At 70.4% G+C, this 22,195-nt stretch carries 20 protein-coding genes; 14 read left to right on the forward strand and 6 right to left on the reverse strand.

Features of this window, described 5'->3' with window-relative positions:
* A partial coding sequence (locus KPL78_RS28780; RefSeq protein ID WP_219766740.1) for a toll/interleukin-1 receptor domain-containing protein occupies nt 1–1,037 on the reverse strand: 1,037 nt, incomplete at its 3' end.
* Nucleotides 1,038–1,305: 268 nt separating this feature from the next.
* Here KPL78_RS28780 and KPL78_RS28785 point away from each other — a divergent pair.
* The 3 genes from KPL78_RS28785 to KPL78_RS28795 are packed head-to-tail and all read left to right on the forward strand — an operon-like array spanning nt 1,306 to nt 4,449.
* Nucleotides 1,306–3,027 (forward strand): tetratricopeptide repeat-containing protein, encoded by a 1,722-nt coding sequence (locus KPL78_RS28785; protein WP_219766741.1) that lies wholly within the window; start codon nt 1,306–1,308, stop codon nt 3,025–3,027.
* The gene (locus KPL78_RS28790; protein ID WP_219766742.1) at nt 3,024–3,743 is read left to right on the forward strand and encodes a Crp/Fnr family transcriptional regulator; all 720 of its coding nucleotides are present in this window, start codon (nt 3,024–3,026) and stop codon (nt 3,741–3,743) included. Before KPL78_RS28785 ends, KPL78_RS28790 begins: the two co-directional genes overlap by 4 nt.
* A 46-nt stretch (nt 3,744–3,789) precedes the next feature.
* Entirely contained in the window at nt 3,790–4,449 is a 660-nt protein-coding gene (locus KPL78_RS28795) for a M35 family metallo-endopeptidase (protein WP_219766743.1), read from the forward strand.
* Nucleotides 4,450–4,849: 400 nt separating this feature from the next.
* On the opposite strand, the gene KPL78_RS28800 is transcribed toward KPL78_RS28795, so the two are convergent.
* The 4 genes from KPL78_RS28800 to KPL78_RS28815 form a co-directional block, all read right to left on the reverse strand.
* Complete coding sequence (locus KPL78_RS28800) at nt 4,850–6,004, reverse strand: MFS transporter (RefSeq protein WP_219766744.1); 1,155 nt, start codon at nt 6,002–6,004, stop codon at nt 4,850–4,852.
* Nucleotides 6,005–6,375: 371 nt separating this feature from the next.
* Complete coding sequence (locus KPL78_RS28805; protein WP_219766745.1) at nt 6,376–7,434, reverse strand: NAD(P)-dependent oxidoreductase; 1,059 nt, start codon at nt 7,432–7,434, stop codon at nt 6,376–6,378.
* 68 nt (nt 7,435–7,502) lie between these two features.
* Nucleotides 7,503–7,823, reverse strand: a complete 321-nt coding sequence (locus KPL78_RS28810) for a c-type cytochrome (RefSeq protein WP_219766746.1) — start codon at nt 7,821–7,823, stop codon at nt 7,503–7,505.
* A gap of 59 nt (nt 7,824–7,882) precedes the next feature.
* Complete coding sequence (locus tag KPL78_RS28815) at nt 7,883–8,626, reverse strand: SDR family NAD(P)-dependent oxidoreductase (RefSeq protein WP_219766747.1); 744 nt, start codon at nt 8,624–8,626, stop codon at nt 7,883–7,885.
* 92 nt (nt 8,627–8,718) lie between these two features.
* Here KPL78_RS28815 and KPL78_RS28820 point away from each other — a divergent pair, with 92 nt between their 5' ends.
* From KPL78_RS28820 to KPL78_RS28860, 9 genes are all read left to right on the forward strand, one after another.
* The gene (locus KPL78_RS28820; protein ID WP_219766748.1) at nt 8,719–9,486 is read left to right on the forward strand and encodes an SDR family NAD(P)-dependent oxidoreductase; all 768 of its coding nucleotides are present in this window, start codon (nt 8,719–8,721) and stop codon (nt 9,484–9,486) included.
* A 13-nt stretch (nt 9,487–9,499) separates the two neighbouring features.
* Nucleotides 9,500–10,711 (forward strand): acyl-CoA dehydrogenase family protein, encoded by a 1,212-nt coding sequence (locus KPL78_RS28825; protein ID WP_219766749.1) that lies wholly within the window; start codon nt 9,500–9,502, stop codon nt 10,709–10,711.
* Entirely contained in the window at nt 10,704–11,690 is a 987-nt protein-coding gene (locus KPL78_RS28830) for a phosphotransferase family protein (protein ID WP_219766750.1), read from the forward strand. The genes KPL78_RS28825 and KPL78_RS28830 overlap by 8 nt, the downstream gene beginning before the upstream one ends.
* Nucleotides 11,680–12,006: a DUF6285 domain-containing protein gene (locus KPL78_RS28835; protein WP_219766751.1), complete on the forward strand. Its 327-nt coding sequence runs from the start codon at nt 11,680–11,682 to the stop codon at nt 12,004–12,006. Before KPL78_RS28830 ends, KPL78_RS28835 begins: the two co-directional genes overlap by 11 nt.
* Before the next feature lie 5 nt (nt 12,007–12,011).
* Entirely contained in the window at nt 12,012–13,619 is a 1,608-nt protein-coding gene (locus tag KPL78_RS28840) for an AMP-binding protein (protein ID WP_219766752.1), read from the forward strand.
* Between the two features lie 79 nt (nt 13,620–13,698).
* Nucleotides 13,699–15,120 (forward strand): alanine/glycine:cation symporter family protein, encoded by a 1,422-nt coding sequence (locus tag KPL78_RS28845; RefSeq protein ID WP_219766753.1) that lies wholly within the window; start codon nt 13,699–13,701, stop codon nt 15,118–15,120.
* A 705-nt stretch (nt 15,121–15,825) separates the two neighbouring features.
* Nucleotides 15,826–16,776, forward strand: a complete 951-nt coding sequence (locus tag KPL78_RS28850; RefSeq protein WP_219766754.1) for an ABC transporter substrate-binding protein — start codon at nt 15,826–15,828, stop codon at nt 16,774–16,776.
* Nucleotide 16,777: 1 nt separating this feature from the next.
* Nucleotides 16,778–17,551, forward strand: a complete 774-nt coding sequence (locus KPL78_RS28855) for an ABC transporter permease (RefSeq protein WP_219766755.1) — start codon at nt 16,778–16,780, stop codon at nt 17,549–17,551.
* Nucleotide 17,552: 1 nt separating this feature from the next.
* Nucleotides 17,553–18,341 (forward strand): ABC transporter ATP-binding protein, encoded by a 789-nt coding sequence (locus KPL78_RS28860; RefSeq protein ID WP_219766756.1) that lies wholly within the window; start codon nt 17,553–17,555, stop codon nt 18,339–18,341.
* A gap of 52 nt (nt 18,342–18,393) precedes the next feature.
* Here the strand turns inward: KPL78_RS28860 and murJ are convergent, their stop codons facing one another.
* Nucleotides 18,394–19,938 carry a murein biosynthesis integral membrane protein MurJ gene (gene murJ / locus KPL78_RS28865; RefSeq protein ID WP_219766757.1) on the reverse strand — a complete coding sequence of 515 codons (1,545 nt, stop codon included), beginning with the start codon at nt 19,936–19,938 and terminating at the stop codon, nt 18,394–18,396.
* 486 nt (nt 19,939–20,424) lie between these two features.
* Between murJ and KPL78_RS28870 the strand changes: the two genes are divergently transcribed.
* Nucleotides 20,425–21,387: a Bug family tripartite tricarboxylate transporter substrate binding protein gene (locus KPL78_RS28870; protein ID WP_219766758.1), complete on the forward strand. Its 963-nt coding sequence runs from the start codon at nt 20,425–20,427 to the stop codon at nt 21,385–21,387.
* Nucleotides 21,384–22,157 (forward strand): GNAT family N-acetyltransferase, encoded by a 774-nt coding sequence (locus KPL78_RS28875; RefSeq protein ID WP_219766759.1) that lies wholly within the window; start codon nt 21,384–21,386, stop codon nt 22,155–22,157. Before KPL78_RS28870 ends, KPL78_RS28875 begins: the two co-directional genes overlap by 4 nt.
* Nucleotides 22,158–22,195: the final 38 nt, after the last annotated feature.

Genomic DNA, 22,195 nt, shown 5'->3' on the forward strand with positions numbered 1-22,195 from the left:
GGGGCCGGGGCCGGGCGGAGGGCGGGGGCGAAGGGCGCGGGCACCGCCGGCGTCACCGCAGCCGGCGGCAGCGCCACCGACCCGCCGAGCCCCGGCAGCACGGTCGCGGGGGCCAGGCTGCGCGGGGAGGAATCCGCGGCGGGCGCCGTCGGGGATGGCGGCAGCATCAGCGGCCCGCCGAGACCGGGCAGCGTCGCGCTGGACCCGAGGCCGCGGGGCTCGTCTGGCGGCGGCGCTGCCACGGCGCTGGTCACGCCGGTGGCGACCGGCAGCATGGCCGCGGCGCCTAGCAGCGCGCGCAGGCGCGGCTCGAAGACCCAGGCCGCGGCGCCGAGGGCAGTCAGCAGCAGCACGGCCAGCAACGCGAGGATGAGGGCGGGTCGCTTGGACGACGGCGCCGGGCTCGCGGCCTGGCGGGCCGGTGCGGCGGCACGCGGGGCTGCGGCCGCGGCAAGCATAGGGGCGGCCCGGCCCGGCGCGTCAGGGGGCGGCCCGGCATGGCGCGGTGGCGACATGGCCAGTTGCCCACCACCCGGCGGCGGCCCGGCCGGTCGACCATGGGCGGCCGCATGCGACGCACGCGCCGCCGCCACCAGCGCCGCCGCCTGGGCGCGCGGGATCTCGATGGTCGCATCGGCCGCCAAAGCGAGCCGCACCCCGGCGACCAGCGCATCGACATGCTGGGCAAAGGGCGGGGGGAAAATGTTCAGCCAATGCGCGCCCGCAAGATGCAGCCGCAGCGCGCCGCCCGGCTGGCAATCCTCGATGCGCACCGGCACCAGGGCGAGGGATTGCGAGACTGCGGTGACGACCTCATTCCTGACATGCACGGAATTGGCGGTACTGCGGGACAGGATCAGCACCATGGCATGGGCGCGGCCGATCGCCGTCAGGATCGCCTCGCCCCAATCCGCCCCGGCCGGGACGTCGCGGGGGGCGATCCAGCAGCGGATGCCACGCGACTCCAACGCCGCGCACACCGCATCCGCAGCGGCGCGGTCGGGCGACGCGTAGCTGAGAAATACGTCATGCGGCATGGGCGGCGTCCGGAACGAATGCCTTCTGGCACAGCCCGCGCCGGGACGCCATGCACAGAGAGTCTGTCCTGAAAGACGCCTTGAGGCGACTTTCAAGGTACGGCACCGGCCCACACCCCCACCCGGCCACCCAATTCAGCATACTGTCGTTGGGTGGCCGGGTGGGGGTGTGGGCCGGTGCCGGGCTTTCAAGACAGGCTCCGAGGCACAGATTGCCCGCCCCCCGGGCAGCCTTCTAGGATCGCATCGATCCGCGCGTCAGGAACTCATGTCCGACCCACTTGCGGAGGTCCTGGCCCTGGAGGCGGAGGGCCTCCTCCTTTCCGCCCATGACAGGGCCATGGCCGCCCTGTCCGAACGCCCGGACGACCCCGCGCTGCGCTATCGCGCCACGCTGACCATCGCGCGGGCGGGGGCGACAAGCCGCGCGCTCGACCTGTTCCACCAGCTCCGACTCGATGCCGAGCCGGATCCCGAAATCGCTGCGCTCGGCGCGCGGCTGATCAAGGACCAGGCCTTCGAGCAGCCGGCGGCCGTCCGCGGACCTCTGCTGGCCGACGCGGCGCGGCGCTATGGCGACCTGTGGCGTCGCGGCGGCGGCGGATGGCATGGCGTGAACGCCGCCGCCCTGCTGCTGCTCGGCGGCGACCGGACCGCCGCCACTGCCATCGCCGAGGAGGTGCTGCGCAACCATCGTGATTCCGGCGACTACTGGTCGGCCGCGACGGAAGCCGAGGCGCTGCTCATCGCCGGACGCGAGATCGGCGCCCGCCGCGCGCTCGAGGAAGCGGAGGCGCGCGCCGGGTCGGACCTGTCCGCCCGGGCCACCACGCGCCGGCAATTGCGGCGGGAGGCGGCGGCGCTGGGCGTCTCGCCCTCCATCGTCGATGCGCTGCGCATCCCCTCGGTGCTGCACTACACCGGCCACATGCCGAAGCCGGGACAGGACGATCCGGCGATCGAGGGGCTGATCGGCGCGACGCTCGATGCCGCCATCGCCGCCCAGCATGTCGGCATGGCCTTCGGCGGCCTGGCGGCGGGGCTCGACATCCTGGCGGTCGAGGCGCTGCTGCGCGCCGGCGTCGTCCCGACCGTGGTGCTGCCCTGTGACCCCGACACCTATGAGGCCGATTCGGTCGTCCCGGCAGGCGAGCGCTGGGTGCCGCGCTACCGCGCCCTGCTCGACCGGGTCCGCATCCAGCAACTGGACGAACGGCCCTTCCCCGGCGACGACCTGCACTTGGCCATGGCGGCGCGGCGGGCGATGGGCCTCGCCCGGCTGCATGCCCGGCACCGCGATGGCGAGGCCTTGCAGGTCGCGGCCTGGGACCGTGTGCCCTCGCGCGGGGCGGCGGGGACCGGAGCGGATGTCACGGCCTGGACCACGGCCGGCGGGAAGTCGCTCTTCCTCGGCTGGCCCTGGCCGCGCAACGGCAGCGCCGAACCGCCGCCGGAGCCGCGCCGCACCCCCATGGCCGTGCTGTTCGGCGACCTGCCGCGCTTCAGCGCGCTGGACGACCTCGGCTTCGCGAAATTCTACGAAGGCCCCTGGGCCGCGATGGGGGCGGCGCTGGACCGCTATCCCTCCACCTATCGGAACGCCTGGGGCGATGCGGTGCAGATCACGTTCGACGAGGTGACCACGGCCGCCGCCTGCGCCTTCGACATGCGCGCGGCGCTGGAAGGTCAGGACCCACCCATCCATCCCCGCTTCGCGCTGGATTTCGGCCCCATGCTGCCGGTCTATGATGCGGTGCAGCTCGTGACGAAGACCTCCGGTCGCGCCATGACGCGCGCGGCGCGGATCGAGCCCGTGACACCCCCGGGCCGCATCTTCGCCACCGAGGCCTTCGCCTGCGAGGTGGCGCTGCTGCCCCCCGGGGCGGGGCTGGCCTGCGACTATGCCGGCCGTATTCCCACGGCCAAGGCTTTCGGCTCCCTGCCGCTCTATGCGCTGCGGCGCGCCGGTTTCGAGGAGGACAGGACTTGAGCGACCCCCGCCTCGCCGAGGATCTCGGCCGCATGACATTGTTCCGCGACCTGTCCGCCGAGGCCCTGGCGCGCCTGGCCGACAGCGCGCGTCGCATCGCACCGGCCGATGGCGCGCCGCTGTTTGCCCAGGGCGACGCGCCGGATGCCGTCTATGCCGTGCTGGAGGGCCGCGGCCGCGTGCGCGTCGGCGCCCCCGACAGCGCGGCCAAGCGCCTGATGGTCGAGGTGTTCCGCACCGGCGACATCTTCGGCGAGATCGGCGTGCTGGACGGCGCCACGCGCAGTGCCGATGCGCTCGTGCAGGGCGAGGTGAAGCTCGCCCGCATCCCCGCCGCCACCTTCCTCGAGGTCGCGGAGAGCGAGCCGGCGCTTGGCCTCGCGCTGGCGCGCATGCTCTCCGCGCGCCTGCGGCGCACCTTCGGGCTGTTGCAGGATGCGACCTTCGCGCCGCTGGAGGTCCGCCTCGCCCGCCAGGTGATCTATCTGCTGAAGACCGACAGCGTGAAGACCGATCGCGGGGTGCGGCTCGCCGCGCGGTTCCGGCAGGGGGACCTCGCCGACCTGCTCGGCGCGACGACGCGCAGCATCATCTCGATCCTGAATGCCTGGCGCGGGTCGAACCTGGTTTCCTACGACACGGAGAAGGCGTTTCTCTTCGTGCTGGACGAGGCCGGGCTCACCGCCGTCGCGGCGGGGCCGCGGGACGGGGCATGAAGCATTTCGCACCGCCGTGCCACCGGCCGTGACACACTTGACGGCGATGACGCGTCACCTTCCCCTGGCCGCCGCGCTGATGCTGGCGACCCTGCCTGCCCTGGCCGACCTGCCGACGGCCAAGCCGCCGCCGGCCGAACCGAATCGGCGCGTGCTGCAGGTGGAACTGCCGACCGACAAGCCGCCGCCGGCCGAGCTGACCGCCGCAGACATCCCCGGCCCGGCCTGCACGCCGGCCCACCAGGCATTGATCGACGATGCGCTGGCGGAGGCGCAGGAGCGCCTCGCCAAGGCCCTCCGCCTCGTGCGCGACCAGCCGGACCATCCGCATGTCACGCGGTGGTTCGGCTCCGCGCCGCGCAAGACCATCGCCATCACGCTGGAACTGACGGCGGCGCGGCTGGCCGATACCTCGGGCCTGAACATCCGCTGCAACGACCCGGCCGGCTGCCCGGGCGGGCGCTTCGCCTATGCGCGGGAACGCGACCTGGTGCTGGGGCTCTGCCCGCCCTACTTCCGCGCGCGGATGGATGGGACCGACGCCCGCTGGGGCATCCTGATCCATGAGGGGTCGCACATCGCCGCCAATACGCGCGATCACGCCTACCGGCCGAACGGCGCGCTGGTGCTGGCGAAGGAGAACGCGGCGCGCGCGGCGGAGAACGCAGACAATTACGAGTATTTCGTCGAGACGTTGCCGCGGTGAAGGCGACGGAGAGGGGCGTTGCCTTTCCCTGGTAGCTGCCGACAGCCTTCCTGAAGTCCGGGCGGTGAGGTGGCCATCGGAGGGGCTCTGCCCCTCCGAACCACCCCGCCAGGATGCTGGGCATCCTGGACCGCAGTCTTCTGGTGCCGGGCAGAATGGCCTTACCGCCCCCGCCAAGCCCGCTTCCGTGCGCAGGAGTGGGTCTCGACGCCATTTCTGACAGTCGCGCGCCGCGCCAAGTGACGGTTTCCAAAGGCCCTGTGGCCTTTGGTGGGATGGCTTGGAGGGGCAAAGCCCCTCCAATTCCGCAGCGACGGCACGCCACTCACCAAGGCTCTTCGGCTTTCGCCAGGGGGAAGCCATCAGCCTCGCCAGGAACGCCCGCGCACGGCTCCTCCACTCAACCCGCCCGTGGCTTCAGCCCATACAGCGCCACCAGCGCCGCGATGCCGAGTCCCGCCGTCAGCAGCAGCGACCCGGTCCCGTAGGCATCCACTAGCAGCCCGAAGAAATACGGCGCGAAGGCCTGCGTCGCCCGCGCCGGCGCCGTAATCAGCCCTTGCCGCTGCCCGTAACCTACCGGCCCGAACAGCGCGAGCGGCAGCGTCCCGCGCGTGATGGTCAGCATGCCGTTGCCAGCGCCATGGATCAGCACGAAGACCGCGGCCATCGGCGCCCCACCCGCGAAGAGCACCGCCACGGCCACCGGATGCGCCACCACCGCGATGCGTGCCGAGACCAACGGATCGACCCCCCGCAGGAAGCCGAACTCAAGGATCCGCGCGCCCACCTGTGCCGGGCCGAGCAACGCGCCCGCGGCCACCGCCGCCGCCGCCGTCGTCCCTGCCGCCTGCAACAGCCCCGGCAGATGCGCACCCAGCGCCGAGGCGCTGAACCCCGCCGCCGCCAGCACGAAGGCTAACAACGCCATGTCAGCGAAGCGCGGCGCCGGCCCCGTCTCGGCGCTCGCCGCGGCGGCCCGCTTCTCAGGCGGCGGCACCGGCGGCAGGAGGAATCGGTTCAGCGGCAGCCCCAGCACGATCTGCAAAGCCGCCCAACCGAGACAGGCGCCCCGCCACCCCCATTCAGCCTCCATCAGCGCCGAGGTCGGCCAGCCCACCGTGCTCGCGAATCCGGCGATGAGCGTGATGCCCGTAATGCTGTTCCGCGCCTCCTTCCCATAGAGGCCGGCGAGCGTTGCGAAGGCGGCGTCATACAGCCCCATCGCCATGGCGACGCCGAGCACCGCCCAGGCCAGGCAGAAGACCACCAGTCCTGGCGCCAGCCCCATCATGACCAGCCCGACGGCGAAGACGACATTGGACAGCGCCAGCACGTCGCGCCCGCCGCGCTGGTCGATCGCCCGGCCCGCCGCGGGCCCGAGCACCGCCGTCAGCAGCAACGCGACCGAGAAGATGCCGAAGATGGTGGCGCGGGAGACGCCGAACTCGGCCGCGATCGGCGTCGCGAGGATGGCGGGCAGGTAATAGGACGACCCCCAGGAGAGGGTCTGTGTCGTACCGAGGACGGAAACGGTGAGAGCGCGACTGGCCATTGCGCGCCATGGTCACGCGGCGACGCACGCGCGCCTAGATGGATAAGCGTGAAATTGGAGGAGCCTTGCGTCGCAGCCCGGCGCGCAGGGAGACGGAGAGGGGCTTTGCCCCCCTCCGGGCCTCCCCCCACCAAAGGCCACAGGGCCTTTGGAAACCGTCACTTGGTGCCGGGCAAAGCTGTCGGTCTTGAGCATCGGGTGGCGCGCAGCGCAGCCAGGCCCGATCGCCTGCTGTCGCCGTACCGGGACCGCGCTTCCCTGCTGCTCCTGCCCGGCGTGTACGGCGCCAAGTCAAGGTTTCCAAAGGCCCTGTGGCCTTTGGTGGGGTGGCTTGGAGGGGCAAAGCCCCTCCAATTCCACAGTGCCGCCACTTACCCCAGGCTGCGCCCCAGCGCCGCCTTGTACCGCGCCGCGACCTGCGGCTTGACCTCCGGGTTGATGATCCGCGGCGGGAAGCGCCCGGCTGCGAAGTCGGAGAACGCCTCCGCCGCGATGCGCGCGATCATCGACCGGCTTTCATGCGTCACGCCCGCCGTGTGCTGCGTGCAGATCACATTGGCCATGGACAGCAGCGGGTGGTCCGGCGGCGGCGGTTCCTGTTCCCACACATCAAGGCCGGCGGCGGCGAGGTGCCCGGACTTCAGCGCCTCGACCAGCGCCATCTCGTCGTGGATGGACCCGCGCGCGGTCGTCACCAGCACCGAGCCGGGCTTCATCGCGGCGAAGGCATTGGCCGCCATCATGGCGCGGCTTTCCGGCGTCAGTGGGCAGTGCAGGGAGACCACGTCGCATTGCGGCAGCATGGCGGCGAGATCGTCGATCTTCTCCGCCCCACGATCGGCGACGGTCGCCGCATCGACATAGGGGTCGTAGGCGAGGACACGACAATGGAAGGCGGCGTTCAGCATGGCCGCGGTCCGCGTGCCGACATTGCCGATGCCGACCAGCCCGACCGTCTTGCCGTAGAGGTTGCGGCCCATGAAGTCCTCGCGCCGGCTGGCACGGCCTTCGCGCATGCCCGCATGGCATTCGCCGAAGCGCTTCAGCAGGGACAGCATCATGCCGACAGCGTGCTCGGCCACGGCTTCCGCATTGCCGCCGGCCTGGTTGACCACGAGCACGCCCGCGCGCGTGCAGGCCGCTGGCGTGATGGTGTCGTAGCCGGCGCCCTGGGACGCCGCCATCAGCAGGTTGGGCAGGCGGGCGAGCAGCTCGTCCTGGACATGCATCGGCTTCGGCAACTCGTCGCGCGACGCCTTCACGTAGTAGCCCTGGCAGGTCTCGAGCACCTTGATCGCCGCGTCCACGCCGTCATCGAGGGTCATGCGCACGATCTCGAGCCCCGGATCCTGCGCCGCGGTGTCGAGGAAGCTCTGATGCGGCACCCGGATCAGGTAGCCGACGCGGAAACGGGACTGGGATGAAGACACCTGGCGATTTCCCCTCTGGACGTCCCGCCTGGGTAGCGCGGGTTGCAGGGACGCGCCAGACGGGGAGGTCAGCGCCGGAGCGAGAGGAGGTAGGCGATGACGTCGTCCATCTCCTCCCGCGAGAGCTGGTAGTTCGGCATGCGGGGATGCGGCGTCTGAAGGAAGGCGGCCAGCGCCATGCGGGTCGTGGAGGGCATCGCGGCGACAGCGGCGAAGGCCGGCGCCGCGTCGCTGACCGGGCCCGGACCCTGGGGCGCGATGCGGTGGCAATTGGCGCACCAGGTCTCGGCCAGGCGCCGGCCGGCGGCGGGGTCACCGGGCTCGGTCTGGGCGAGCGCCGGCAGGGCGGTGCCGGCCAGGAGGATCAGGGTTGCTGCGAGGCGGCGCATGGGGACTCTCCCGCGTTCATGCACCAAGTCTGGTCCTTTGCGCGGCATCGCGCTACCGGTCAGGGCAAGTAGCCGCCGCCATTGATGTGATAGACTTGGCCGGTCACCCAGGACGCCGCGTCGGATGCGAGCCAGGTCATCAGCCCGGCGATCTCCTCCGGCCGGCCCATGCGGCCGAGCGGCAGCGCTTTGCCCATTTCCAGCAACTCCGCGTCGGTGTTGCCGTAGCGCGGCTGGGCGGTGTCGGTCAGGCCGGGGGCGACGGCGTTCACGCGGATGCCGTGCGGCGCGAGGGCGAGCGCCATGGAGCGTGTGATGCCGACGACGCCATTCTTCGTCGCGGAGTAATGCACGCCGAGCGGCGCGCCTCGCACCGCGGCGGAGGCGAGGTTCAGGATGACGCCCTTGGTCCCCTCGGCGACCATGTGGCGCGCGGCGGCCTGGGCGCAGAAGGCGCTGCCCTTGAGGTTCACATCCAGCACGCGGTCCCATTCCGCCTCGGTCATGGCGAGGAAGTCCACGCGCGGGTAGATCCCCGCATTGTTCACCAGCACGTCGAGCCGGCCGAGCCCCGCGATAGCCGATTCCACCAGCGCGGCGCAGGCGGCGGCGGTACCGACATCGCCCTGCACCAGCACGGCCTTCCGGCCGAGCGCCACGATGTCGGCGGCGACGGCCTCCGCGGCGGCACGGTCATCAAGCCAGTTCACCGCCACGTCATGACCCGCGGCGGCGAAGGCGCGGGCGGCGGCGGCGCCGATGCCCTGCTGGGCCCCGGTCACGAGGACACTGCGGTCGGTCATGCGGTCTCTCCTGGTGCTGCGGGGCAGCATCGTGGGGCTTGCAGGGGCGCGCAACGGGTGGCACCCCTGGTTGCCAAAGGGAAGGAGACGCCATGGACATCGCCGGGCTGTTCTCGCTGGCCGGGCATCGGGCCCTGGTGACGGGCGCCTCGGGCGTGCTGGGCGGGCATTTCGCGCGGGTGCTGCACGGTGCCGGGGCGTCGGTGGCGCTGGCGGCACGACGGGTCGAGGCGACGGCGACGCTGGCGGAAACACTGGGCGAACGGGCCGTATCAGTGCCGCTGGACGTGACCGATCCGAGATCGATTGCAGCGGCCTTCGAGGCCGCCGAGGCTGCGCTGGGCGGCCCTTGCGACATCCTCGTCAACAATGCCGGGATCGCCGTGACCAAGTCTTTCCTGCAGCAGAGCGCGGAAGACTGGGACGGCGTGATGGCGGTGAACCTGCGCGGCTGCTTCCTGGTCGGGCAGGAAGCCGCGCGGCGCCTGGCCGCCGCGAAGATGCCCGGGACAATCGTCAACATTGCCTCCGTGCTGGGCGACCGCATCATTCCCGGCGTTGCCGGATATACCGCCGCCAAGGCCGGACTGCTGCATCTGACCCGGCAGATGGCGGTAGAACTGGCGCGCTTCGGCATCCGCGTGAATGCTATCGCGCCGGGCTATGTCGCGACGGACATCAACCGCGACTACTTCGCCTCGGAACCCGGCCAGGCGATGATCAAGCGCATCCCGCAGCGACGGCTCGGCACGCCCGATGACCTGACGGGTCCGCTGCTGCTCCTCGCCTCCGCCGCCGGCGCGCACATGACGGGCGCGACGGTCACGGTGGATGGCGGGCATTCGGTCAATCCGCTCTGAGGAACGCCACCCCATGGATTTCGTCCTGCCGCCCGAGATCGAGGAAGTCCGGCGCCGCATCCGCCGCTTCGTGGATGAGAAACTGATCCCGCTGGAATCCGACCGCGCGAACTACGACGAGCACGAGAACATCGCCCCCCATGTGCTGACGGAGATGCGCCGCGCCGCCAAGGCGGAAGGCCTGTGGGCCTTGCAGATGCCCAAGCGCCTGGGTGGGATGGAGCTGCCGCGCATCGGCATGGCCGCCTGCTATGAGGAGATGAACCGCTCCATCTTCGGCCCCGTGGTGTTCAACAGCGCGGCCCCCGACGACGGCAATATGATGATCCTCGATCGTGTGCTGCCGGAGCACATGAAGGAGCGCTGGCTGCAGCCCGTCGTCGACGGCGCGGTGCAGTCGGCCTTCGCGATGACCGAGCCCGATGGCTGCGGCTCCGATCCCAACCTGACCTATACGAAGGCCGAACGCGTCGGCAACGACCGCTGGCGCATCACCGGCCGCAAGCACTTCATCACCGGCGCGGGCAACGCGAAGGTCTTCATCCTGATCGCCCGCACCTCGGACGATGAGCGCAAGGGCCTGTCCGCCTTCCTGTTCGATGCCGCCGATCCGGGCTGGGAGATCGTCCGCCGCATCCCGATCATGGGCCCCGAGGAACATGGCGGGCATTGCGAACTGGTCTTCGACGGGCTGGAGATCCCGGATGAGCAGCGCCTGCTCGGCGTCGGCGACGGGTTGAAGCTGACGCAGATGCGGCTGGGCGTCGCGCGGCTGACGCATTGCATGCGCTGGACGGGCCTCGCGCGCCGGTCGCTGGAAATCGCCATGGAACGCATCAAGCAGCGCGATTCCTTCGGCATGAAGCTGATCGACCGCGAGAGCGTGCAGGGCCTGATCGGCCAGGCGGCGATGGAAATCGAGATCGGCCGCATGCTGACCATGCGTGCGGCCTGGGCTCTCGACCAGGGATTCTTCGCGCGCAAGGAGGTGTCGATGGCCAAGATCGTCGTCGCCGACGCGCTGCAGAAGTCGGTGGATACGGCGCTGCAATTGCTTGGCGCGCGCGGCTATTCCAAGGACACGGTGATCGAGTGGATCTACCGCTACGCCCGCCAGGCGCGGCTGGTGGATGGGGCATCCGAGGTGCATCGCATGGTCCTGGCCGGCCTGCTGCGTGCCGAAGGCGATGGCTTCTTCCGCTGGGGCGAGGCCGGACGTGGATGAACCCCGCCGCGCTCGCCTGACGGCCTGGCTGCGCGCGGCGACGGGCGAGCCGAAGCTTGAGATCGAGCGCATGGCGCTGCTGTCGGGCGGCGCCATTCAGCAGAACTGGGCGGTCGACCTGTCGGATGGCCGGGCCTGGGTGTTGCGGACGGACAATGCGGCGACGCTCGCCGTGTCGCATGGCCGCGCGCAGGAATTCGCGCTGCTGCGCGCCGCCTTCGCCGCCGGGGTGACGGTGCCGGAACCGCTGTATCTGTGCGAGGACGCCACGGTGACCGGCGCGCCGTTCTTCGTCATGCGCCGCGTCGCCGGCACCGCCGCCGCACATCGCGTGGTGAAAAGCGACACGCTGGGCGGCAGCCGCGAGGCCTGCGTGCGTGCCCTGGGGCGGGAGTTGGCGCGCATCCATACGGTGCGCCCGCCGCGCGAGGATCTCGCCTTCCTCGGCACCGCGCCGGATGATCCCTGCCGCGCCTTCATCGCCGAGCAGCGCGCCGCGCTGGACCGCCAGCGCCTGCCGCGCCCCGTGCTGGAATGGGGGCTGCGGCACCTGGAACGGACGGCGCCCGCACCGGTGACCGCCGTGCTGGTGCACAACGATTTCCGCACCGGCAACATCATGCTGGACGAGAGCGGCGTGACCGCCGTGCTCGACTGGGAATTCGCCTGCTGGTCGGACCCGCATGCCGATCTCGGCTGGCTCTGCGCCAAATGCTGGCGCTTCGGCAATGACGCGCAGGAAGCCGGCGGCATCGGCCCGCGCGCCGCGCTGTACGAAGGCTATGGCGCCGTGGACGACGCCCGCGTGCGTTGGTGGGAACTGGCGGCACATATCCGCTGGGCCTCGATCGCGGTGGACCAGGCCGAGCGCCATATCTCGGGCGTCGAGCGCAACCTGGAGCTGGCGCTGACCGGCCACATGGTCCCGGGCCTGGAATGGGAGATCCTGCGCATGGTGGAGGCCCGCGATGCTGGCTGAGGAACCGCTGCCCCCCGACCTGCTCGCCATCGCGCGGGAGGTATTGCTGAAAGACCTGCTGCCCGCGCTGCCGCCGGACAAGGCTTTTGCCGCGCGGATGGTGGCGAACGCGATGGCCATTGCCGCGCGGTCCTCGGAGGAGGGCGATGCCGAAGCGCGCCTCGCCGCATTGGCCAGCGATGCGCGCAGCCTGGCCACCGACATCCGCGCCGGACGCTTCGACCCCGGCACGCCGCAGCATGGCGAGGCCGCCGCGCTGCTGGACGACATCACCCGCGCGCGCTGCCTGGTCAGCGCGCCACGCGCCCTGGGATGACCGCCATGGAAGACGACCTGCCGCAGACGCGCGCGAACCATGTCCCGCTCTCGCCGGTCTCCTTCCTCGCCCGCGCGGCGCGCATCTGGCCGGGGCGCACCGCCGTCATCCATGGCGAGCGGCGCATCACCTATGCCGCCTATCTCGACCGCAGCCGGCGCCTCGCTTCGGCGCTGCGGCGTGCCGGGATCACGCCGGGGGACGTGGTCGCCGCCCTGCTGCCCAACATTCCGCAGATGCTGGAAGCGCATATGGGCGTGCCCATGGCGCATGCGGTGCTGTGCCCGATCAACACGCGGCTCGACGCCCCGACGGTGCGCTTCATCCTCGGCCATTCAGGGGCGAAGGTGCTGCTGCTCGACCGCGAATTCGCTGCCGTCGCGGTGGCGGCGCTGGATGGCGTCGCAAACCCGCCGCGTATCGTCATCGTCGATGACGGCGTCCCCGGCGCGGAGATCGCGGCCACGCCCTATGAGGATTTCCTCGCCACCGGCAACGCCGCCTTCCCGATCGAACCGCCGGAGGATGAGTGGCGCGCCATCTCGCTCTCCTACACCTCCGGCACCACGGGTGATCCGAAGGGCGTCGTGGTGCATCACCGGGGGGCGTATCTGAACGCCTGCGGCAATGCGCTCGCCTTCGGTCTGTCGCCGCAGAGCGTCTATCTCTGGACGCTGCCGATGTTCCACTGCAATGGCTGGACCTATACCTGGGCCGTCACGCTGCAGGGCGGCACGCATGTCTGCCTGCGCCGCATCGATCCGGCGCGCATCTTCGCGCTGATCGCCGAGTATGGCGTGACGCATCTCTGCGCCGCGCCCGTGGTGCTGACCATGCTGATCCACGCGCCCGAGGACCAGCGCCGCAGCTTCCCGCAGCGCGTCGGCATCGCGACCGGCGGTGCCGCGCCGCCCTCCCCCGTCATCGCCGCGATGGAACGCCTCGGCTTCGACGTGACCCATCTCTACGGGCTGACGGAATGCTACGGGCCGTCCCTGCTCTGCGCCTGGCAGCCGGAACTGACCAATCTCGATCTGCCCGACAAGGCCGCCTTCATGGCGCGCCAGGGCGTGCCGCTGCCGACCCTGGAGGACGCCACGGTCATCGACACCGAGACCGGCGCGCGCGTGCCCGCCGATGGCGCGACGCTCGGCGAGATCGCGTTGCGCGGCAACACGGTGATGAAGGGTTACCTCCGCAACCCGAAGGCCAACGCCGCCGCCTTCGTCGATGGCTGGTTCCGCACCGGCGACCTCGGCGTCCTGCACCCCGACGGCTATATCGAGGTGAAGGATCGCGCCAAGGACATCGTCATCTCCGGCGGCGAGAACATCAGCAGCTTGGAAGTCGAGGAAGCCCTCTACCGCCACCCTGACGTGATGGAGGCCGCCGTCGTCGCGCATCCCGACCCGAAATGGGGCGAGGTGCCGCACGCATTCGTGACGCTGAAGCCCGGCGCCACGGCGACCGAGGCCGAGATCATCGCCCATTGCCGCGCGTCCCTGGCGCATTTCAAGGCGCCGCGCCACGTCACCTTCGGCGAGTTGCCCAAGACGGCGACCGGCAAGATCCAGAAATTCGAGCTGCGGCGGACACTGTCGATCAACTCCTGATTGCGCGCGCTCCTGGAATGATCTGGGATGCCCGGAGGTGGCGGCATCCACGCCGCGAGCCGAGTCCGGGAGACATGCGATGGACCAGGTGATCGGTTTCCTCAACACGATCTTCTGGGGCTATGTCCTCATCTACGGGCTGCTGGCGGTCGGCCTCTACTTCACCATCCGGCTGAAGCTGCTGCAGGTGATCCACTTCCCGGAGATGATCCGCTGCGTCACCGGGTCCTCCTCCACCGACCGTGCCGGCATCTCGCCCTTCCAGGCGCTGTGCACCTCCCTCGCCTCGCGCGTCGGCACGGGGAATCTCGCGGGGGTCGCGGTCGCGCTTTATCTCGGCGGGCCGGGGGCGATCTTCTGGATGTGGATGGTCGCCACGCTTGGCATGGCCACTGCCTTCGCCGAGAGCGCGCTCGCCCAGCTCTACAAGGTGAAGGACGCCGAGGGGCAGTATCGTGGCGGCCCTGCCTTCTACATCTGGCGCGGCCTGAAGGCGCGCTGGGCGGGCGTGCTGTTCTCGATCTGCCTGCTGATCTCCTTCGGCCTGGTGTTCAACGCGGTGCAGGCCAATTCGATCGCCGATGCGATGCAGGGCGCCTTCGGCATCCCGAAGATGGGCACCGGGTTTGTTCTCGCCGCGCTGACGGGGGTCATCATCTTCGGCGGCATCGCGGCCATCGCGCGCGTGGCGGAATACGTCGTGCCCTTCATGGCCGTGGGTTACCTCGCGGTCGCCGCCTATGTCGTCGTCATTCACATCACGGAGGTGCCCGCGATGATCGGCACCATCATCGGCAGCGCCTTCGGCCTGACCCAGGCGGCCGGCGGCGTCACGGGGTCAATCGCCGCGGCCATGCTGAACGGTGTGAAGCGCGGGCTCTTCTCGAACGAGGCCGGCATGGGCAGCGCGCCCAACATCGCCGCCGTCGCCACGCCCGACCCGCATCACCCGGTCAGCCAGGGCTTCGTGCAGTCGCTCGGCGTCTTCATCGATACCATCCTGATCTGCACGGCGACCGCGCTGATGATCCTGTTCTCGGGCCAGCTCGTGCCGGGATCGGGGCTGACCGGCACGCAACTCACGCAGCAGGCGCTCGAGGTCCATATCGGCGCCGCCGGCCCCTACTTCATCGCGGTCGCGATCTTCTTCTTCGCCTTCACCTCCATCATCGGCAACTACGCCTACGCTGAAGGCGCGCTGGTCTTCCTCGGCCTCGACAACAGGACGGCGCGCACGGTGCTGCGGACGGCGGTGCTCGCGATGGTGGTCTGGGGTGCCTATGAGAGCATCGCGACCGTCTTCGACGCGGCAGATGCCTCGATGGGCATGATGGCGACGATCAACCTCGTCGCCATCGTGATGCTGTCGAACCTGGTGGTGCGACTGACGCAGGACTACCTGACGCAGCGGCGCCAGGGGAAGGAGCCGGTCTTCGCCGCCGAGACCATGCCCGAGCTCGCCGGGCAGATCGATGCGGAGATCTGGACGCGCCGCGGCTGATCGCGGTCAAGCCAACGGCCCCGGTCCGGGACCGTTGGCATTCGCTTTCCATGCCATCAAACGCGTCGCGCCGGAGGCACGCTATCCGCGTGACGCGCAAACCTCCGGCTTGCCCGGGTTTCGCCGGACTGCCGGCGGGCCGCATTCCGGGTTCCTGATCACGTTGCAGGGGAACGTGATCGGGAACCTATTGCGGCCTCAGACCGGTCAACAGACCGGTCCGTTGGCGTCACTTACCCGCCGGTTGCGGCTGCGGCGCCGGTTTGGGCACAGGCTGTTGCCGCACCGGCGTGGACGGGCCGGAGATGACGTCGAAATCGTATTCGGTGCGCTTCATGGTGGCCTCTTCAGTGTGGGGCCGCCTTGCACCTGGGTCTTGCGAGAAGCGGGGAAATCGAGGTCCCGAAACGCGAAAGCCGCCAGGGCTTGGCGGCTTTCGGGGAAACTCGGTCGCGATGACGTTCCCTAGGCCGCTGGTGGATACCAGCGGTACCAAAATCGGGTCGTCGGGATGCGCAGCGCGTCCATGGCGAGGACCCTAATCCCGATCGCGCCGGGCAAGCAAGCCTGTCTTTCGCGCAGGACCTGCCGAAGGCGGCGGCAACGCCGGCACCGTGGCGCCATTGCCACCCCACGCGCCGCTTGCGCGAAGCATCCCTGGCAGGAGATAGGAAGAACAGCCCTTTTTCGCACGGAGCGACGATCATGGACCGCCGCCTTCTCCTCGGAGCCGCCACCGGCCTGGTGGCTGCACCGGCCATCCCGCGAGCCCAGGCCTTGCCGAAGATCACCATCGGCATGTCGGGCTGGACCGGCTTCGCGCCGCTGACGCTGGCCGAACAGGCCGGCATCTTCCGCGCCAACGGCATCGAGGTGGAGACCAAGTTCATCCCGGTGCGGGAACGCAACCTCGCCCTTGTCTCCGGGGCCCTGAACTGCGTCGTCACCACGGTCGATACCATGATCCTGTGGGCGAGCACCGCACCGCTGGTGCAGGTGCTGGTGCTCGACCGATCCAAGGGCGGCGACGGCATCGCGGTGCGGCCGACCATCAATTCCTGGGCCGACTTCAAGGGCAAGACCTTCGCCTGCGACGGCGCGGGCAGCTCTCCCTATTTCGTGCTGGCCTACATGCTGCGTGAGAACGGCATGTCGATGCGCGACGTGAACCTCGCAACCCTCGCCGCCCAGCCCGCCGCCCAGGCCTTCGTCGCCGGCCAGTACGATGGCTGCTCCAGCTACGAGCCCTATCTCTCCCAGGTCCGTGCCATGGGGGCCGACAAGGGCAAGATCTTCGCGACGACGCTCGACTACCCCTGCATCGTCGATACGCTGGCGCTGCCGCCCGCCTTCGTCCAGGCGAACCCGGAAGCGGTGCGCCGCCTGGTGAAGTCCTGGTTCGACGCGCTGGCCATGGTCAAGGCCGAGCCCGACCGATCCTACGAGATCATGGGCCGCCGCGTGAACCAGTCGGCCGAGCAGTTCAAGGCGTCCGCGCAGTTCATCGAATGGCTCGACCAGCCGATGAACCGGGACTACGTCGCGAACGGCCTGCCGGAATTCACCCGCAAGGCGCATCTGGTGCAGCGCGAGACCGGCGTGGTGCGCCGCGACGTGGACCTGACGACGCTGTTCAACCCGGCCTTCATCGGGTGAGATGAAGCCACTCGTTCCCGTCCCTGCCGCCGCCCGGGTGATCCTGGGCGTCGGCTTCTTCGCCATGTTCGTCGGCGTCTGGGCGGCGGTCACCTATTCGGGCTACGTGCCGCCGCTGTTCCTCGCCTCGCCCGGCCAGGCGCTGCTGTCCGGCTGGTCGCTGCTGACGGAATACGGCTTCCTCGGCGACATCGCCGTGACCATCTGGCGCGTGGTGGGCGGCTTCGTCATCGCCGCGGCCTGCGGCGTGCCGCTCGGCCTGCTGATGGGCACCTTCAAGCCGGTCGAGGCCTTCTTCGAGCCCTTCGTCTCCTTCGCCCGCTACCTGCCGGCCTCGGCCTTCATCCCGCTGCTGATCCTGTGGGTCGGCATCGGGGAGACGCAGAAGCTCTCCCTGATCTTCATCGGGTCCTTCTTCCAGATCGTCATCATGGTCTCGGTCATCGCTGGCGGCACGCGCATGGACCTAGTCGAGGCCGCCTATACCCTGGGCGCCAAGTCGCGCGGCGTGCTGCGGCGGGTCATCCTGCCGGCCTCGGCACCGCTGGTGATGGAAACGCTGCGCCTCGTGCTCGGCTGGGCCTGGACCTACGTCATCGTGGCCGAGCTGATCGGCGCCTCCTCCGGCATCGGGCACATGATCATGGACAGCCAGCGCCTGCTCGATACCGGGCAGATGATCTTCGGCATCGTCGTGATCGGGCTGATCGGGCTGGCGACAGACTTCCTGTTCAAGGCGCTGAACCGCTGGCTCTTCCCCTGGGCGGCGCTGTGAGATGAGCAACAAGACCCTGCGCATCGCCGGCGTCACGCGCACCTTCCCCGGGCGTGGGAAGGCCGGCCCGACGCTCGCGCTTCAGCCGACGGATATGACCGCCGCCCCCGGCGAGTTCATCGCCATCCTCGGCCCGTCCGGCTGCGGCAAGTCCACATTGCTGCGGATCGTCGCCGGCCTCGACCAGCCGACGGCCGGCAGCGTGACGCTGGACGGCGCGCCCGTCACCGCCCCCGGCGCCGACCGCGGCATGGTGTTCCAGTCCTACACCCTGTTCCCCTGGCTGACCGTCGCGCAGAACATTCGCTTCGGCCTGCAGGAACGCGGCGTGCCGGACGCCGAGCAGCAGGCCATCGCCGCGCGCTTCATCGCCCGCACGGGTCTGAAAGGTTTCGAGAACCACTGGCCGCGCCAGCTCTCCGGCGGCATGCAGCAGCGTTGCGCCCTGGCCCGCGCGCTGGCGAACGACCCCGAGATCCTGCTGCTCGATGAACCCTTCGGCGCGCTGGACCACCAGACGCGCGAGCTGATGCAGGAATTGCTGCTCGAGATCTGGGAAGCCGACCGCAAGACCGTGCTGTTCGTTACCCATGACATCGACGAGGCGATCTTCCTCGCGAAGCGCGTCGTGGTGATGTCGGCGCGCCCCGGGCGCATCAAGGCGGATGTGCCCATCCCCCTGCCCTATCCGCGCGACTGGACGATGAAGACCAGCGCGGAATTCGGAACGCTGAAGGCGCGGCTGATGGGGGAGATCCGCGAGGAAGTGCGCAAGGCGGCGATGGCGTAGGGGGCGCCCGGTCCTCCTCTGTGGCATGGGAGGGGCTTCGCCCCTCCAACCCTCATGCCGCCTTGCGTCGCCGCAGCATCCTCAGCACGTCCCGCGGGTTGAACCCGCGCAGGCCGGTCCCGGCGGCCAGGTAGGCCAGCGCCCCGGCCCCGATCAGCGCCCCCGCCTGCGCCACCCGCCCCACCGAATGGCTCGGCGCTGGCAGGACAAGGGCCAATCCTGCCACCACGGCGCCCATTACCAGGCTCGCAGCCAGGATGCGCGGCAGCACGCGCCGGGACCGCCGATCGGCGACGACGATACGCCGCCGGACCAGCAGCCAGCCCAGCAGGCCGGCATTCACCCAGGCGGCGCAGGATGTCGCCAGTGCCACGCCGACATGCGCCAGCCAGGACATGAACAGCAGGTTCAACGCCAGGTTCAGCGCCACGGCCACGAGCCCAATCTTCACCGGCGTCGCCGTGTCGCCGCGAGCGAAGAAGCCCGGGGCGAAGACCTTCACCAGCACGAAGGCCGGCAGGCCGAAGGCATAGGCGACCAGTGCGGTGGCGCTGGCATGCGCGGCCTCGGCCCCGAAGGCGCCGCGCTGGAACAGGGCGGCGACGATCGGCCCGGCCGCCGCGGCAAGGCCCACCGCCGAGGGCAAGGTCAGCAGCAGGGCCATCTCCGTGCCCCGGTTCAGCGTTCGATGTGCCGAAAGCCGCTGGCCGGCACGCAGCTGGCGCGACAGCACCGGCAACAGCGCCGTGCCCATCGCCGCGCCCACCACGCCCAGGGGCAACTGGGCGACCCGGTCCGCGTAGTACAGGAAGGACACCGCCCCCGACGGCAGCAGCGACGCGATGATGACATCCACAGCCAGGTTGATCTGCGTCACCCCGGCGCCGAGCACGCCCGGTGCCATGCGTCGCAGCACCTGCATGACCGGCGGCGCCAGCTCGGGCCACCGCAGCAGGTTCAGCGTCATGCCGGCCTGCCGCGCGGCCAGCCACACCATGGCAAGCTGCACGAAGCCGGATGCCAGAACACCCCAGGCCAGGGCGTGCCCGGGCGTCGCCACGTATGGTGCGAGCCCGACCAGCGCCGCCATCAGGAAGAGGTTGAAGAAGACAGGTGCCGCCGCCGCGGCCGCGAAGCGATCCAGCCCGTTCAACACGCCGGAGATCAGTGCGGTCAGGCAGATCAGCGGCAGGTATCCCATGGTGATGCGGGTCAGGGTGACCGCCAGGTCGAACTTCGCGGGGTCGGCCTGGAAACCAGGGGCCAGCACCACCAGAACCTGGGGCATGAAGATCAGCCCCAGGACCGTCAGCAGGCTGAGCCAGAGCCCGAGCAGCGAACCCATGCGCTCCGCCAGGTCCTGCGCCGCCATTCGGCCTTCCTTCACCAGCGTCCCGGCAAAGGTGGGGATGAAGGCCGCATTGAAGGCGCCTTCGCCGAACAGGCGGCGGAACAGGTTGGGCAGCTTCAGCGCGACGAAGAAAGCATCGGCGACGGGCCCGGCACCCAGCCGCGCCGCGACCAGCATGTCGCGCGCGAAGCCGAGGACCCGGCTCGCCATGGTCCAGCCGCCGACGGTGAGGACGGATTTCAGCATTGCGCCTCGTCTGCCCGGGCCTTGGGGCGGAAGCAAGGCACCTGCCACACGCCGCGACACGTTCGGCGTCGCGTCGGAGGGGCTCCGCCCCTCCAAACCATCCCGCGAAAGGCCAAAGGGCCTTTGGAAACCTCAATTTGGCGCCGGGCGCCGCAGGCGGAATGCAGCCGACAGCCGCACCGGTGCGCGACGGGCACTGCGTGGGAACTCCATGGCCATCGCCCCCCGTGCCGGGACGCTGCGGGCCGGGATGCCCCGCCACCAGGCATGCCGATCGACGGTGCGCGGCACCATCCATGGCATCCCGATGGCGGGGCAGCGCCGAGGGGCGGAACGCCTCCGCCAGACGCCGCACCCGGCCTGCCCGGACCATCGGGAGGCCCCCTGCTCCCCCTGGCGCCGCCCCTTGCCGCCGGTGGGTGCTGGCGCACTCTCTCGTGATGTCGCACATTGGGTGCTTGTTCCTGCCGAAGGAGACGGCTGACTATGTCGGGGATCGCGCGCCGTGCCCTGCTGGGCGGCGCCCTGGCCCTCCCGATGACCATGCGACCTGGACTGGCCCGATGGGTGCCGGCCGGGAAGGTCACGATTGTCGTCCCCTACGCCTCCGGCGGCACGAATGATGAAGTGATGCGCGCCCTGGCCGAGGGCATGGCCCGGCGGCTCGGCCAGCCGGTCGAGATCCTGAACAAGCCGGGCAGGCGGGGCGTCCGCTTCATCGCGGGGATGGTCAACACGCCACCGGATGGGCTGCTGCTGGCACAATTGCCCGCTGCGGCGATCCGCATCGCGCTGCTCGAGAACCTGCCCTTCGACGCGAGCCGCGATACCACCCCGATCCTCAGCGTCGCCGGCAGCGCCTTCGGCAGCATCGCCAAGGTGGATCGCTTCCCCGATGGCTGGGCCGGCTTCATCCGCGAGGCACGGGAGAAGCCGGGCGCGCTGTCCTATGGCACGGCAGGGGTGAACAGCACGGGCCACCTCACCATGGCCCGGCTGCTGCTGCGCGAACGTGTGCAGGCCGTTCACGTGCCCTTTCGCGGGGCGATGCACGGGGTCCAGGCGCTCGCCGCCGGCGACATCGACGTGATGGCAGGCCCCGCCGGCATCGGCGAGGCCGTTACGAATGGCGAGGCCGTCTGGCTGAATGTCTGGAGTGCGGAGCGCCTGCGCCGCTGGCCCGACGCGCCCACCCTGCGCGAGCTCGGCTACCGCCTGGTGGTGACTTCGCCCTTCGGCATCGTCGGCCCACCCCGCCTGCCGGCCGAGATCACGGCGGCCGTGCATGATGCCGTGCTCGCCACGATGCGCGACGAACCCTTCCTCAGCCTTCTCGAGCGACTGGACATGACCGAGGACTATCGCGACGGCGCCGCCTATGCCGCCTTCATCGCCGAATCCGCCCGCACCGAGGAAATGCTGATCGGCCGCCTCGGCCTGGTGCCATGACGCCCCCCGATATTCTCGCGCTGGAGCGCGCGACGCTGACCACGGTCCCCGCACCGCGCACCGGCTTCGACGGCCCCTTCGTGGTGCGTGCCTTCTCCGGCGGGACCGGGCGGGCGAATGCGGCGTCGTCGCTCGATGGCGGCGCGGATCCCGATCTGGAAGCGCGGATCGACCGCATCGCGGCGCGCTATGCCGCGATGGGGCTGCCGGCGCGGTTCCGCTCCACGCCGCTCGATCCGCCGGGGCTGGCCGCCGCTCTTGAGGCCCGGGGCTATGTGCCCAAGGACGAGACCCGCGTCCTGATCGCCGCGATCGAGGGACTCGCGGAACCCGACCCCACGGCGGAAGCCGTGCCGGCCCCGGATGCAGACTGGATGGCCGTGACCGCCACCGCCGAGCATCAGAGCCCCAGGCGCCGCCAGGAAAAGGAAGGCACGCCTCCGCTACTGACCGTTCCGGGGGCCTGGATCACGCTGCGGGTGGACGGTGTGGCGGCGGCGGTGGCCTCGGTGGTCGTGGCGGGCAGGCTGGCGGGCTATTTCGACCTGGCGGTGCGGCCGGAATACCGGCGCCGGGGCCTCGCCGCGCGGGCGGTCCGCACCGCCGCCGACTGGGCGCGCGGACAGGGTGCGCGCTGGATGTTCTGCCAGGTGGCGGTGTCCAACGAACCCTCCTTTGCCCTCAACACCGCCCTCGGGCTGACGGAAGCCTATCGCTACGTCTATTGGGTCCCGGCGGCGGAGGCCGGTCCGCCGCTGAAATTCGGCTGACGGGCGGCCTTGCGCCGGCCGCCGCGGCAGGGCTTTCT

Source organism: Roseomonas alba, assembly GCF_019430885.1.
Lineage (GTDB): Bacteria > Pseudomonadota > Alphaproteobacteria > Acetobacterales > Acetobacteraceae > Neoroseomonas > Neoroseomonas alba.